Below are 15,271 nucleotides of genomic sequence, written 5' to 3' on the forward strand. Positions count from 1 at the left end.
AGAATGATTAGTTTAGAATTTTTACTCGCCTCCGCTATTGGATTATTGGTTGCCACTGGTATTTATCTGATTTTACGTGCCCGCACTTTCCCTGTGGTACTAGGCTTGGCCATGATAGGGTATGCAGTCAATTTATTTCTCTTTGCAATGGGGCGGATTCAATTAAATTCACCTGCGATTTTAACCAATGCCACTCAAGTTACAGATCCATTACCTCAAGCACTTGTATTAACGGCAATTGTAATCGGTTTTGCCACAACTGCTTTTATCGTGCAACTAGCATTGAGAAGTCGTTATGAATCGGGTACTGATCATGTTGACTCTAAAGAAGAAATAATCAATACAGACCCAAGAGAGGATGAGCCTTAATGATGAATTTTTATGATTTATGGCTCACCCACTCGCCAATTTTAAGTATTTTAATTCCGACATTTACTGCATTTATTTTAGTGCTATTGGGTAATCCAGGTTCAGGATCTTTAGCGCATGACTGGCGTCAACCTTGGCGTCGTGGAATCAGTTTAACATCGGTTTTTCTTGGTTTAGCGACTGCAATCATTTACTTAATTCAGGCGAACTCTGGTCAGATCTATGTGTATAGTTTAAGCGAGTGGTCAGCTCCTTTTGGCATTGTACTTGTACTAGATCGTTTGGCAGCCTTTATGCTCGTGCTCACCTATGCTCTTGCGACACCAATTATTTGGTTTGCAAGTAAAGAATGGGATGAACGTGGACGCTATTTCCATGCAATGAGCCATTTTTTACTCATGGGATTATGTGGTGCATTTCTAACAGGCGACTTATTTAACTTGTTTGTTTTCTTTGAAGTGCTATTGATGGCTTCATATGTATTGCTTCTACATGGTCAAGGCAAAGCACGTTTCCAACTTGGTATTCACTATGTAACGATCAACCTATTAGCGTCTGCATTCTTTTTGATTGGCTTAGGGATGATTTATGGTAATACTGGTAGCCTGAATATGGCTGATGTGGGTCGAATTGTACGTACACTTGAAGGTGATCAGTACAATATGGCAGTTGCAGGCGGATTAATGCTGTTTGTAGTCTTTGGTATCAAGGCTGCAATCCTCCCTGTCGGACTATGGCTACCTAAAACTTATGCCGTCGCCACGACCCCTGTAGCCGCATTATTCACCATCATGACCAAAGTGGGTATCTATGCCATTTTACGTGTGAATGGAACCGTATTCACCGATGAGCTTTCGCGAGAAATTCTCAGCACTTGGCTGCTTCCAATTGGTTTAATTACGACTATTTATGGTGTAATTGGTGCGATTGGTGCAGAGCGAATGCGTCGTTTTGTTGGTTTCATGATCCTATCGTCTATAGGAACGATTGCAATCGCCCTTTCTCTGATGACTGCAGATGCTTGGGCTGCAGCGCTATATTACCTCGTGCATAGTACGATTATTGCCGCTGCATTCTACTTGCTATGCGGTTGGATTACTTCGCAGCGTGGTGCATTCAAAGATCATCTAAAAATCGCACCAATCATGAAACAGCAGACGCTAGTTTCGATTTGCTTTTTCATTATTGCACTCATGATGGCAGGGCTTCCACCCTTCAGTGGATTCTTTGGAAAAGTATTTATCCTTCAAGCGGCCTCTGTATCTAGCTATCAATTGCTCATTATTATTGTCATTCTGATTGTGAGCTTGCTTAGTATGATAGCTTTCACTCGTTTAGGATTCGTTATTTTATGGCGTTCAACTGTACCAGAAAATGACCCTAATCAAGAGTCTTATCATGAATATCAAAAGTTACCAAGCAAGGCACCTCCACGTAATGACACCACAATTTTTGTCTTTATTATAAGTTTAATCGCTTATGTGATATTTGCTCATCCAGTCACACAGTATATTCAACAAACTGCAAATCAGTTAAATGATTCAGAACAATATATTACTGCTGTTTTAAAAATGGATGAACGTGGTGAAGTAATTAGTGTACAACCATTTGATCCCAATTATCTTCCAGAAACAAAATACGGCGGAGAGTTTGCAGACCCAAATGCACATTATATTCCACATGTTATAAGTGAAAAATCACTTGAGGGCGAACACATCTCAGAGTTCAAGCGCCGTCAAATCAAAGAACAAGAATTGAACCAGCGACAACCTGAAGAAGCCCAATCTAAGCTTCAACCGATGGAGCAGTAAATGATACAAAAGAGCTCTCTATTTGATCGAATCATGCCACATCCTTTTGTTTCAGTTATCGTGGCTATCAGTTGGCTGATGTTGGCTAACAGCGCAGCGTTGTTTGATATATTGGTTGCTATTCTTATTGGTTTAGTCATTCCTAAGCTAGTACAACCTTTTATCGTTCGTACACCCAATATTCATTGGGATTTAGCAGTTAAACTGGTTTTTGTTGTGTTATGGGACATTATCATCAGTAATATTCGTGTTGCTAAACAAGTCCTAGGACCTACTGATCGTCTACACCCTAAGTGGTATCGGGTACCTCTAGATACGGATCATGACCAAGTAAACAGTTTACTGGCAATGATCATTACGACTACTCCTGGTACAGTCAGTGCTGGAATCGACCAAGAACGTGGAGATATTCTTGTTCACTCGATTAATACAGACAATCCAGAGGCTGATATTTTAGAAATCAAACAGCGCTACGAAGCGCCTCTCATCGCAATTTTCCATGTAAAACAGCAAGGAGATTCTCAATGATCATTCTTCCTTATGTATTGGGAATTAGCTTAATTGGAATTACGATTTCAATGTTGCTCTGTCTAATCCGTCTTGTAATCGGTCCTTCAATGGTTGATCGACTACTTGCATTAGATACTTTATTTCTGAATGCTACGTGTTTAGTTGTGGTTCTAGGAATTTATTGGGCTAGCACCTCTTTATTTGAAGGTGCACTATTGGTAGCCATGCTTGGTTTCGTATCGACAGCAGCATTAGCTCGCTATTTTACGACAGGCCATGTGGTGGACTAGGAGAAAACTATGAATATTCAGCTGATTATGGAAATCTTAGTTTCCTTCTTCCTGATCAATGGTGCCTTTTTTACACTTGTAGGTGGAATTGGAATGGTGAAATTGCCTGACCTTTTCATGCGTCTGCATGCCCCTACAAAGTCGAGCACATTAGGCTTAGGTAGTTTTTTAATAGCAGCTATGATTTATTCAGCCTTTCATAGTCGCTTAGGGTTTGCTGAACTACTGATTACATTACTTGCCTTTATTACGGCGCCTGTATCGGCAAATTTAATTGCACAAGCTGCATTACATTTACGTTTACGCTCTACATCAGGTGATGTTCCTGAAGCACTCGACCGCCCCCTCCCTTGGCAGCGCCAAAGAAGAATGCGTCAGTTTAATCAAGATTCATCTAAGTAATAAAAAACCTAGCATTCGCTAGGTTTTTTATTAGCTATACAGTACAGGTTGGGAATGCTCTTGGAAGCCTTCCACTTGATATTCTTCAGCTAATTTGGCCTTCCAATGATTCACGATATCCGTATAGTCAATTTCAGAAGGATGAAAATCCTCTTTGTAATATGATAGATATTCTGGAATTAGTTCGATCATCATTTTAGAAATTAAGTAAATACCATATAAGTTTCCACTGACCTTCGGTAAGCTTTTTCGACGATCTTGCCAAAATAATCGAGTTGCTGAATAAAATGTAAGACTCGCAAAACCTGTGGTTACGCTACGCATAATATTGCGGCGCACTTTGGTATCTTTATATACCGCTTGGTAGAGATCAAATGCAACTGCTCGATGCTCGATTTCCTCAATTGCATGCCACACCCAAAGCTTAGTTGCATCTTCATCTAAGGTCGACAGCACTTCAGGATGACGAAGAATATAACCACCCAATAACGCTGTAAAATGCTCAAAAGCACAGGTAATTGCTAACTGCAATTTTGGATGGGTAGTACGAATAAATTCATCGCGTCGCGCTAACCATGCTTGAAAGTTATCAAGTTGATAATCATCACGGCGCCAAGCGTCATTAAATTCCGCATGTGCTTTTGAATGCATCGCCTCTTGACCAATAAAGGCTGCAATCTGCGCTTGTAATTTTTCATCTTTCACTTTATCTCGTACATTACGAACACTATGAACAAAAAATTGTTCACCAATTGGAAAGGTAGAAGAAAGTGCTGTCAACAAATGTGACATGACTGGAGAATTCGCGAAAAAATGGCGTCGAATGGCTTTAGGATTATAATTTAAACGTCGTACGGTAATCCCAATCGCTTTTGGACGATTTAAATAAGATTTATCTTTGGCGATTTGTGTAGTTGTCATTTTAGAGCCTATATGGATATAGCATTTCTTATTCATACTGTCAGAATAAATCAGATTTAATATTGCAAAAATAACCACACAGACAAATAAATTATATTTTTTGCCAATAAAGTCGCAAATTAAATTACAACTCCATTCTCTTTTTTATTTAATTACATGATTCTTAAGATAGTTCTTGAATTGGATACTTTTGAATATTCAACAAGAGATTGTCAAACAAGTCATGCATATAAATGAAAAATCCTACCGAAGTAGGATTTTTTGTAAGGCATGTTTTCGTTTAAACATCAAGATAATCTAAAATACCTTCAGCAGCCTGACGTCCTTCCCAAATCGCAGTTACGACCAAGTCAGAACCACGCACCATATCTCCACCGGCAAAGATTTTCGGATTAGAAGTTTGGAACTTGTATTGTTGATGCTCAGGAGCAACGACACGACCTGAACCATCTAAATTAATACTTACATCATTAAACCATTCTGCAGGGCTTGTACGGAAACCAAAGGCCAACAGCACTGCATCAGCAGGTAAGATTTCCTCTGAACCTGGGATCGGTTCAGGACTGCGACGACCACGACTATCAGGCTCACTGAGTTGAGTCGTCACAAATTTAACACCTGTGACCTTTCCATTCTCACCCACGATTTCGATCGGCTGACGATTGAACTGAAATTCAACACCTTCTTCTCGCGCATTTTTAACTTCACGGCGTGAACCTGGCATGTTTTCTTCATCGCGGCGGTATGCACAAGTGACAGATGTTGCACCTTGGCGGATTGAAGTACGGTTACAATCCATAGCAGTATCACCGCCACCGAGTACAATAACTTTCTTACCTTCCACACTGATAAATTCTGAAGGATCTTTTTCCCAACCTTGGCAACGATTCACATTGGCAATTAAGAAATCAAGGGCATCATAAACACCTTCCAAATCTTCACCTGCAAAACCACCTTTCATGTATGTGTATGTTCCCATACCCATGAAGACAGCGTCATAATCAGCAAGCAATTGATCAATGGTGATGTCTGTGCCAATTTCTGTATTTAAACGGAATTCAATCCCCATGCCTGTAAAGATTTCACGACGACGTTTCATCACGTCCTTTTCCATCTTAAACTCAGGGATACCAAAGGTCAGCAAACCACCTATTTCTGGGCGCTTATCAAATACGACAGGTTTAACACCATTGCGCACCAAAATGTCCGCACAACCTAGACCTGCAGGGCCTGCACCAATAATCGCGACTTTTTTATCTGTCCATTTGACATGAGACATGTCAGGACGCCAGCCCAATGCAAATGCCGTATCATTAATATACTTTTCAGCATTTCCAATGGTCACCGCACCAAACCCATCATTTAGTGTACATGCACCTTCACACAAACGGTCTTGAGGACAAACTCGACCACACACCTCCGGTAGTGTATTGGTTTGGTGGCAAAGCTCTGCTGCTTGAAAAATACGACCTTCAGCAATCAGTTTTAACCAGTTTGGAATATAGTTATGTACTGGACATTTCCATTCACAGTAAGGGTTACCACAACCTAAACAGCGATGTGTTTGGTTTTTCGCAACTTCGGCTGTAAAAGGTTTATAAATTTCCACAAACTCAGCTTTGCGGACGTTGAGATCTTTTTTCTCTGGATCTTGGCGTGCGACATCCAGGAATTGAAAGTCATTATTAAGGCGTTCTGCCATGTCTCTCTCCGTGGGTAGATGCAGTCTGTTGTTAGTTCAGCTGCATCTGCCTATATATCTGCAGTAGTGGAATTATTGAGGATCAGCTTGAGTTGTTTTTAATAAAGTCTGCAAGTTTGCAGCTTTCGGTTTCACCAACCAGAATTTACGGCTGTAGAAATCAAACTCATTACGGATCTTATACGCCCAAGCACTACCAGTTTCCTTAATATGCTCATCTAAAATGCGGCTTAAGAACTCTTTATGTTCTTCCATTGATTCGGTCGAAATACGATTAAGCTCGATCAACTCGTGGTTATAATGATCAACAAAGTCATTATCTAAATCAAGTACATAAGCAAAACCACCTGTCATACCTGCACCGAAGTTATGACCAACTTTACCCAGTACCGTCACAATACCACCTGTCATGTATTCACAGCAGTGATCGCCTGCACCCTCAATCACCGCGAACGCACCTGAGTTACGAACAGCAAAACGTTCACCAGCTGTACCTGCAGCAAATAATTTACCGCCTGTTGCACCATATAAACATGTGTTACCAATGATCGCTGTTTCTTGTGTTTGGAATGGAGAACCCTTCGGTGGGAAAATTGAGATACGACCACCCGCCATACCTTTACCCACATAGTCATTCGCATCACCCTCAAGCTTGATATGCAGACCACCCGCATTCCATACACCAAGTGATTGTCCAGCAGTACCTGTCAAATTCACTTTAACAGGGTGTGCTTCCATACTTAAATTACCATAGCGACGAGCGATCTCACCTGAAACACGTGCCCCAATAGAACGGTCACAGTTACCAATGCTAAAACTGTATTCACCACCTGTACCAGCTTCAATCGCAGGCAATATTTCTGCGATCATAGACTCAGCCAAAACACCTTTATCAAATGGTGCATTTCCTTCGACTTCGCAATATTGAGCTTTGCCTTCAGCAGCTGGATGTGATTCAAGTAAAGCACTTAAATCTAGGTGAGCATGCTTATCTGTTTCACCAGGTAGCATTTCTAGTAAATCGGTACGACCAATCAAGTCTTTCAAACTTGATACACCTAATGCAGCCAACCACTCACGTGTTTCTTCAGCAATAAAGGTGAAGAAGTTAATGAGCATTTGTGGTTCGCCGATATAGTGCTCTTGACGCAAATGATCTTGCTGAGTCGCTACACCAGTCGCACAGTTATTTAAGTGGCAGATACGGAGGTATTTACAACCCAACGCAATCATTGGTGTAGAACCAAAACCGAAGCTTTCCGCACCTAAAATAGCTGCTTTCACGACATCTAGACCCGTTTTTAAACCACCATCCGTTTGAACGCGAACTTTACCACGCAAATCATTTACACGAAGGGCTTGATGCGCTTCAGAAAGACCAAGCTCCCATGGCGAACCCGCATGATGAATCGAAGACAATGGCGATGCTGCTGTACCACCGTCATAACCAGAGATGGTAATAAAGTCAGCATAGGCTTTTGCAACACCCGCAGCAATCGTACCCACACCTGGCTCAGATACCAGTTTTACAGAGACCATCGCTTGAGGGTTCACTTGTTTTAAATCAAAAATTAACTGCGATAAATCTTCGATTGAATAAATATCGTGGTGCGGTGGTGGAGAAATTAATGTCACACCCGGTACAGAGTAGCGTAAACGTGCAATTAAGCCATTCACTTTACCACCTGGCAACTGACCACCTTCACCCGGTTTTGCACCTTGTGCCACTTTAATTTGCAGTACTTCTGCAGAAGTTAAGTAAGCAGGCGTTACACCAAAACGACCTGATGCGATTTGTTTGATTTTTGAGTTACGGATTGTGCCGTAACGCGCTGGATCTTCACCACCCTCACCTGAGTTCGAACGACCACCAATTGTATTCATTGCAATGGCAATCGCTTCATGTGCTTCTGGTGATAATGCCCCTAAAGACATCCCTGCAGAGTCAAAACGCGGAAGAATCGCTTCTACAGATTCAACTTGATCCAGTGGAATTGAATTTTCTGTTTTGAGTTTAAATAAATCACGAATGGTTGCCACTGGACGATTATTTACAAGCTCAGCATATTCTTTGAAATCTTCATATTTCCCAGAACGTACAGATTTATGTAGAGCATTAATTACATCAGGGTTAAAAGCGTGATATTCCTTATCAAATACAAATTTCAGCAAACCACCTTGCTCAATTGGCTTACGTGATTTCCAAGCGGTTTCTGCTAATTTTTTCAAATCATTTTCAAGATCAACAAAAGTCGCACCTTTAATACGGCTTGGAACACCTGTGAAGCATTTATTAACAACTTCTTCAGATAAACCGACAGCTTCAAATAACTGCCCACCACGATATGAAGCAACAGTCGAAATACCCATTTTTGAAAGGACTTTCAGCAATCCTTTTTCAATCCCTTTACGGAAATTCGCTTGTGCATGAATCGGATCACCTAACAACTCACCTTTCGCAATTAAATCATTAATGACGTCATATGCAAGATATGGGTAAATTGCTGTTGCGCCAAAGCCAAGCATTACGGCAAACTGGTGTGGATCACGCGCTAAAGCTGTTTCAACAATAATGTTTGCATCTGTACGCAAACCTGCATGGATGAGGTAATGGTGGATAGCACCCGTTACCATCGCTGCATTGGCTGGTAAGAACCCTTCACGAATTTTCTTATCAGAAATCACCAATAGGGTTTTGCCATCACGAATTGCTTGCGCTGCTTCTTCACAAATACGTGTAATCGCGGCTTCTAGACCTTCAGTCTCTGCATAGTTTAGATCAATATCTGCAATCTCGTAGCCCTTACGACCTAAAGTGCGAATTTGATGCATTTTAGAGTTTGACAGTACAGGACTTGAAATAATTAATCGATCCGCATGCTCTGGACCTTGTTCAAATACATTTTGTTCACGACCCAAACATGTTTCTAAAGACATTACGATCGATTCACGTAATGGATCGATTGGTGGGTTAGTTACCTGAGCAAATTGTTGACGGAAGTAATCTGTTACATGGCGTACTTGACGAGACAATACTGCCATCGGCGTATCATCGCCCATGGAACCTACTGCTTCTTGACCACTTTCAGCGATTGGACGTAATAACTGATCTCGCTCTTCAAATGTCACCATAAACATTTTTTGCGCTGCTTTTAAAGCATCGCCTTTTAAGCCTTGATCACATAGATATTCTTCTAACTCTGGGCTGCCTTGGATACGAACTGAATTTTCACGCAACCATTGACGATAAGGACGCATTTTTTTCAGATGATTACTGACGTCTTTAGTATCCAGCAATTTACCAGTGAAAGTGTCAATGACTAAGATCTGACCTGGTCCAACACGACCTTTAGAGACCACATCTTCTGGTTCATAACCCCAGACACCAATTTCTGATGCAAGTGTGATGTAACCATTTTTAGTAATTACCCAACGTGCAGGACGTAAGCCATTACGGTCAAGCATACAAATCGCATGACGACCATCTTGAATCACAAGACCTGCTGGCCCGTCCCATGCTTCCATATGTTTAGAGTTGAACTCATAGAATGCACGTAAATCAGCATCTAAAGTTTCAACGTTTTGCCATGCTGGTGGAACGAGCATGCGTAGTGCACGGAATAAATCCATACCTCCACCAACCAAGATCTCGAGCATGTTGTCTAAACTTGAAGAGTCAGAGCCAGTACGATTTACGATTGGGTTGAGCTCAGTTAAACCAGGTAAGAGCGGGTTTTCAAACTTTGGTGTACGTGCCATCGCCCAGTTACGGTTTGCTGTAATGGTATTAATTTCACCATTGTGCGCTAAGTAACGGAAAGGTTGTGCCAATGGCCAACGTGGCAATGTATTGGTTGAGAAACGCTGATGGAACACTACAATGTGTGATTCCAAACGTGGATCAGCCAAATCTGTATAAAAATCTGCAATCGCATCAGGCATCATTAAGCCTTTATAAGAGATCACAGTTGAACAAAGTGTTGTAACGTAGAATGAACTATCTTGACTTAATTTTTGTTCAGCACGACGTCGAGCCAAGAATAACTTACGGTTAAACTCAACCTCTTCAACACCCATTGGACAGTTAACAATTACTTGTTCAAATGCTGGCAAAGACTGCATCGCAATTGAGCCTAATGCTTCATTATTGGTTGGCACTAAACGCCATGCAATTACACGCAAACCTTCTGATTCAATTTCTTTAGTCAGCACTTGTTTTGCATGTGCAGCAATTGCAGGATCTAGGCTAAGAAAAACTGTACCTACTGCAAAAATTTCACTGAGTGTAATATCACTTAAACGTTTTGCTTCTTCACGGAAGAATTGCTTAGGCATAGCCAACAGTAGACCACATCCATCACCCGTCTTACCATCTGCAGCAATACCACCGCGGTGCGTCATACAACTTAAACTATGAATCGCGGTCTTGACCAAGTCATGACTCGCATCACCTTGCATATGGGCGATTAATCCGAAACCACAGTTATCTTTAAACTCATCCGGTTGGTATAGACCTTTAGCGGGAGCTACAGTATTAGGCGATGGCATGTGCATAGCGTACCCTTCTTCAACATGGCCCTCATTGGGCAAAACTTATCTATTCTTCAAATACGATTTCTTTATAAAACAAAGACATGATTCTGTATGTCTTTCGTTATTGAACGTCTTTTCTGATTTAATTTCACAAATGTACGAGACGATTTGCACCCATTTAAAGCAGATCAATTTGACTAAATCGCACACTAAATTAAGGTCTTCGCTCCAAAATAGGGACAATTTACTTAATCAGTGCACCAATAAAAGCAAAATCTATGCCAATATTTATTTATTCCGTGCAAGCGTTTTATTTCAATTATTTTGTCATTATTAACCGAAAAGGCACCAAATTAGAACCACTTTATCGCACCAATGATGTGCAAATTTATTATGCTTTCGTTTAATTTTGCGCCATTTTATACCATTTTAATTAAATGGATCACTAATTTGAGCCTCTTGATTCCGTTTATCCGTATTATTCTTTGAATTATCGCTCGAAATAGGGTCAACATTCGATTGCGAACGTCTCACATCAACCACATTTCCTGACTGATCTTTTCTTGTAATAGTCACATTGGTTGTTGCCTTAGCAGGATCAGCCACAGGGGTTGGCTTAGGACGAACCAGCAATGACTCATCAATCAATGGTACCGCTGCAGGTCGTAATTTAATTTCGTATAATTTTGCAGTTGTTAGTTCTTCAGAACCCATGTCATTGACTTGACCCACAAACTGATTAAAGCCAGCAACTTTAGGCGCTACAGAAGGTGGTAACTTTAAATCCAATCCATTTAAAGTTGTCTTGGCAGCACCTTCCCCCATAAACAGCCCATAACCCAAAATGTACTGTTCAACTTGATCCTCACCACTCAAACGAAAATAAATGTATGGTTTACGATCAGTTTGCTTATTAAGAAAACTTTTAATTACATCTTCATTGGTAACGCGAAATAGTTCGATAAAATAATTATTTTTATTGTCTTGAATAAACTTTGTGCCTCTAAATTCAGGCAAATGGTTTCCTGAAGCCACTTTACGCGCAGTTAATTCCAAAGGTCGCACTTGATCAGTCAGCCCGCCCAAATAATTTGTTGCTGCCACCTTTTCAGGTTGAATCTGGACTTGAGTTTCTTCAATTTGCTTAGACTGAGTAACCAACTCTTTGCTATCAGTCAAAATCCAGAATACAAAAGATGCGACTAAAAACAGTATGCCACCGATCAACCAAATATATTGTTGCGCTGTGCGTGGGGATGAGTGGCGTACCGTCATGAGAAAACCTAAGATTATGCTTGATTACGTAAAATCGCTTGTTTCATTAATCCCACATCAAACTCTTTGGTAATTACTGCTTGCCCTAGCGACTTCAAGAGCACTAAACGTAATTGACCATTCAGGACTTTTTTGTCATGAGACATATATGCCAAAAATTCATCAAGTGGAATTTGAGGACATTTTATCGGTAATTTCGCACGTTGAATGATAATTTTTGTACGTTCAAGGTCAGCTTCTGTGATCCACCCCATTAAATAAGATAAATCTGCCGCCATCACCATTCCCGTCGCCACAGCCTCACCATGTAACCACTCACCATACCCCAGATAAGATTCAATCGCATGTCCAAAGGTATGACCTAAATTCAGCAATGCACGCTCACCCTGTTCTTTCTCGTCATTGGCCACAATTCGCGCTTTGTGTGCACAAGAGCGGTACACTGCTTCAGCAAGTAATTCTGGATGTTGTGCAACGAGACCATCCATGTTTTCCTCAAGCCATGCAAGAAAATCAACATCTCCTAATAGGGCATACTTAATGACTTCAGCCAAACCTGCTGATAACTCACGCTCAGGCAATGTTTTAAGTTGCGCCATATCCGCAAGTACGACCTGTGGCTGCTGGAATGCGCCAATCATGTTTTTGCCTAATGGGTGGTTGATTCCAGTTTTACCGCCAACGCTCGAATCGACTTGCGATAGCAGCGTGGTCGGGACTTGAATAAAATATACTCCGCGTTGGAAACAAGCTGATGCAAATCCAGCCATGTCACCAATCACCCCTCCACCCAAGGCAAGCACTGTACAATCGCGGTTAAATCCTGCCTCAAGCAAGGCATCAAAAATTAAATTCAAATGTTCAATATTTTTATAACATTCACCATCAGGTAGAACACATGTCTCAACTTTTTTACCTAAACCTTCCACAGCTGATACATAGTGATTTAAATACAACGGTTTAACCGTTTCATTGGTGACAATCATGACCTGTTGCCCATGAATATAGGGTTCAAGTAATTGTTGCGGATCTAAATCACTACCAATGAAAATAGGATAACGGCGTTCACCGAGTTCAACGAATAAGGTTTGCATGATGTTATAAGCCAATAAAACAAATTTAATTCAATTCTTTTGCGACAATCACATTAAGAATACGTTGTGCCAAATCACGCGCAGCACCTTGATTCGTTTCAATAATATGATGTGCAACTTCACGATACAGCGGATCACGAATATTCAATAATTCACGTAATTTCTGTTCAGGATTTTCGACTTGTAATAAAGGTCGATTTTTATCACGGTAGGTTCTTTGAAGTTGTATTTCTACGGGAGTATAAAGATAAATCACAATACCTCGATCTTTTAGATAAGATCGATTAATCGACTGAGTAACTGCACCGCCACCCGTCGCAACAACTAAATTTTGTTTTGATGTTAAATCATCAATTACCAGTGATTCACGATGTCTGAATCCCTGTTCACCCTCTTTCTCAAAAATCCATGGGATGGTCGCCCCAGTTTTTCTTTCTATCTCATGATCACTATCAAGAAACTCTCGATGAAGTAAATCTGCAAGATGTCGACCAACGGTTGTTTTACCAGCTCCCATGGGCCCTACCAAATAAATATTCGGTAGGGTTTCAAACTCTTTGCTTGGCAAGGAGTCACCTATTGAATTGCTTTCATTGAAACTATATTAATTGTTTCTAGTTTGCCTGTCATTAACAATTCTTGGTGTCACAAAGATTAATAACTCACGCTTATTCTCTGTTTTACTGTCTTTACGGAATAGACGACCAACAGCTGGAATATCACCAAAGAAAGGCACCTTGGTTTGGTTAAAAATCGTTTCTTGCTCGAAAATACCACCTAGCACCACAGTTTCACCGTTGTTCACAAGCACATTGGTATCAATTTGATTTTTATTCAAAATGATTTCCCCATTCTGTGCATAACCTGCTGGTGAATCACTGGTAATGTTCAATTTCATTTGAATTTTACCATCAGGCGTAATACTTGGTGTTACCTCTAAGCTTAACAACGCTTCTTTAAAGGAAGTCGTCGCCGTTGCAGCACCACCTGCAGTTTCAGTGGTTTGGTAAGGGATTTCCTGACCTGAAGCAACTTTCGCTTGTTGCTTATCAGCAGTGAGAACTTTTGGAGTAGAAATAACTTCACCGTAGCCATCAGCTTGTAGTGCCGACAACTCAAGGTCCAGCATAAAATCAGACATATTGATTAAACCAAATGCAATTTTACCTGCAGCCCCAGCCACACCTAAATCCACATTTAAGTTATCAGGACGTTGAATATTATAACGACCATCCTCACTTGGTGATTTTAAATCCCACAGCGTTTGATCACTACCACCAACCAAAAGATCATTATTGGTTGCAACACCTTTCGATACTACCCCCCATTTCACACCCATTTCTTTAGTGAAATCTGTTGTCGCGCGTACAATACGAGCTTCGATCATGACTTGTTTTACAGAAACATCCAATAAATCAATCATCTTGCGAATTTGATCAATTTTTTGAACTGTATCGTTAATGATCAATGTATTGGTACGTGGATCAATTGAAACTGTACCACGTGGACTTAATAATGACCCGACACTGTCCCCCAATGGGTCAGTTGTTGAGTTTGTATTATTACCATTAGAAGAACGACTGTTACGACCTTCAGTAATCAACTTTTCAATATCTTCAACTTTGGCATAGCTCAATTGAATATATTCGGTTTGCAATGGTGCCAATTTCACACTTTGTGCAATGGCTTTCGCCTCTTCTTCTTCGGCTTTAATCAATTCTGGAACAGGTGCAATCCAAATCACGTTTCCGTTGCGACGCTTATCCAAGTTCTTGGTTTTCATTACAATATCAAGCGCTTGATCCCAAGGCACATCTTTTAAGCGTAATGTAATATTCCCTTGAACTGAATCCGAAGTCACCATATTAATACCGGTAAAATCAGCCAACAATTGTAATACGCGGCGCACTTCAATGTCTTGGAAGTCGAGAGAAATCTTATTACCTGTATATTTCGGTGTGCGATTTTGGCTGCTTAAGCCTTTTTTCTCTTCTGGGCGTTTTAGACTGATGGTTAACTTACCATCTGTTTGATAAGCCATATATTCGAAGCTACCGCTCGACTGAATGGAAATTACACCATTTGACTTATCATTATAAGCATCTACTGTAGAGACAGGCGTCGCAAAATCATTAACGTTTAAACGGCGCACCAAATGCGATGGAATTTTGTTACCGAGGAAACGCACCACAACTTTGCTACCTTGCTGTTGTACATCCACTGGTGTATCTGCTGTTTTTAAATTCAGTACAACTTGTCCCTCACCTGCACTACCGCGCTCAAAACCAATATCTTGTAGTCCTTGTTCTACTGCTTGATAAGCGACAGGTGCTGGCGGTGTATACGCAACAGGCTGCTGATAAA

11 protein-coding genes and 1 pseudogene are annotated in these 15,271 nt (G+C 40.8%); 5 read left to right on the forward strand and 7 right to left on the reverse strand.

Going from position 1 to position 15,271, the window contains the following annotated elements:
- Positions 1–3: 3 nt before the first annotated feature.
- The 5 genes from BMW42_RS09060 to BMW42_RS09080 are packed head-to-tail and all read left to right on the forward strand — an operon-like array spanning position 4 to position 3,382.
- Positions 4–369, forward strand: a complete 366-nt coding sequence (locus BMW42_RS09060) for a Na+/H+ antiporter subunit C (protein ID WP_092767259.1) — start codon at positions 4–6, stop codon at positions 367–369.
- Positions 369–2,180 carry a monovalent cation/H+ antiporter subunit D gene (locus BMW42_RS09065; RefSeq protein ID WP_092767261.1) on the forward strand — a complete coding sequence of 604 codons (1,812 nt, stop codon included), beginning with the start codon at positions 369–371 and terminating at the stop codon, positions 2,178–2,180. Before BMW42_RS09060 ends, BMW42_RS09065 begins: the two co-directional genes overlap by 1 nt.
- 3 nt (positions 2,181–2,183) lie before the next feature.
- On the forward strand, positions 2,184–2,708 hold the full coding sequence (locus BMW42_RS09070; protein ID WP_416224323.1) for a Na+/H+ antiporter subunit E: 525 nt from the start codon (positions 2,184–2,186) through the stop codon (positions 2,706–2,708).
- A complete protein-coding gene (locus tag BMW42_RS09075) occupies positions 2,705–2,980 on the forward strand; it encodes a monovalent cation/H+ antiporter subunit F (RefSeq protein WP_092767266.1) in 276 nt (91 codons plus the stop codon). Before BMW42_RS09070 ends, BMW42_RS09075 begins: the two co-directional genes overlap by 4 nt.
- A gap of 15 nt (positions 2,981–2,995) precedes the next feature.
- Positions 2,996–3,382, forward strand: a complete 387-nt coding sequence (locus BMW42_RS09080) for a Na+/H+ antiporter subunit G (protein ID WP_092767413.1) — start codon at positions 2,996–2,998, stop codon at positions 3,380–3,382.
- Between the two features lie 30 nt (positions 3,383–3,412).
- On the opposite strand, the gene BMW42_RS09085 is transcribed toward BMW42_RS09080, so the two are convergent.
- From BMW42_RS09085 to BMW42_RS09115, 7 genes and pseudogenes are all read right to left on the reverse strand, one after another.
- Positions 3,413–4,303, reverse strand: coding sequence for a metal-dependent hydrolase (locus BMW42_RS09085; protein WP_092767268.1), 891 nt, complete (start codon positions 4,301–4,303; stop codon positions 3,413–3,415).
- Between the two features lie 280 nt (positions 4,304–4,583).
- Positions 4,584–6,005, reverse strand: coding sequence for an FAD-dependent oxidoreductase (locus BMW42_RS09090; RefSeq protein ID WP_035263992.1), 1,422 nt, complete (start codon positions 6,003–6,005; stop codon positions 4,584–4,586).
- A gap of 72 nt (positions 6,006–6,077) precedes the next feature.
- On the reverse strand, positions 6,078–10,553 hold the full coding sequence (gene gltB, locus BMW42_RS09095; RefSeq protein WP_171260706.1) for a glutamate synthase large subunit: 4,476 nt from the start codon (positions 10,551–10,553) through the stop codon (positions 6,078–6,080).
- 414 nt (positions 10,554–10,967) lie between these two features.
- A complete protein-coding gene (locus tag BMW42_RS09100) occupies positions 10,968–11,813 on the reverse strand; it encodes a hypothetical protein (protein WP_035263987.1) in 846 nt (281 codons plus the stop codon).
- Positions 11,814–11,827: 14 nt separating this feature from the next.
- Positions 11,828–12,907: a 3-dehydroquinate synthase gene (aroB, locus tag BMW42_RS09105; protein WP_092767271.1), complete on the reverse strand. Its 1,080-nt coding sequence runs from the start codon at positions 12,905–12,907 to the stop codon at positions 11,828–11,830.
- 25 nt (positions 12,908–12,932) lie between these two features.
- Entirely contained in the window at positions 12,933–13,475 is a 543-nt protein-coding gene (gene aroK / locus BMW42_RS09110) for a shikimate kinase AroK (RefSeq protein ID WP_035263975.1), read from the reverse strand.
- A 36-nt stretch (positions 13,476–13,511) separates the two neighbouring features.
- Positions 13,512–15,242 (reverse strand): annotated as a pseudogene (locus BMW42_RS09115) (type IV pilus secretin PilQ); the annotation flags it as partial.
- Positions 15,243–15,271 lie beyond the last annotated feature (29 nt).

It is taken from the genome of Acinetobacter sp. DSM 11652 (assembly GCF_900109815.1).
In the GTDB taxonomy this organism is placed as follows: Bacteria; Pseudomonadota; Gammaproteobacteria; order Pseudomonadales; family Moraxellaceae; genus Acinetobacter.

What these genes read in the sequence shown, in the direction of transcription:
- gltB (WP_171260706.1), bottom strand. Translation starts at nt 10,553, where the DNA reads ATGCCATCGCCTAATACTGTAGCTCCCGCTAAAGGTCTATACCAACCG.
- BMW42_RS09075 (WP_092767266.1), top strand. Translation starts at nt 2,705, where the DNA reads ATGATCATTCTTCCTTATGTATTGGGAATTAGCTTAATTGGAATTACG.
- aroB (WP_092767271.1), bottom strand. Translation starts at nt 12,907, where the DNA reads ATGCAAACCTTATTCGTTGAACTCGGTGAACGCCGTTATCCTATTTTC.
- BMW42_RS09085 (WP_092767268.1), bottom strand. Translation starts at nt 4,303, where the DNA reads ATGACAACTACACAAATCGCCAAAGATAAATCTTATTTAAATCGTCCA.
- BMW42_RS09065 (WP_092767261.1), top strand. Translation starts at nt 369, where the DNA reads ATGATGAATTTTTATGATTTATGGCTCACCCACTCGCCAATTTTAAGT.
- BMW42_RS09100 (WP_035263987.1), bottom strand. Translation starts at nt 11,813, where the DNA reads ATGACGGTACGCCACTCATCCCCACGCACAGCGCAACAATATATTTGG.
- BMW42_RS09060 (WP_092767259.1), top strand. Translation starts at nt 4, where the DNA reads ATGATTAGTTTAGAATTTTTACTCGCCTCCGCTATTGGATTATTGGTT.
- BMW42_RS09090 (WP_035263992.1), bottom strand. Translation starts at nt 6,005, where the DNA reads ATGGCAGAACGCCTTAATAATGACTTTCAATTCCTGGATGTCGCACGC.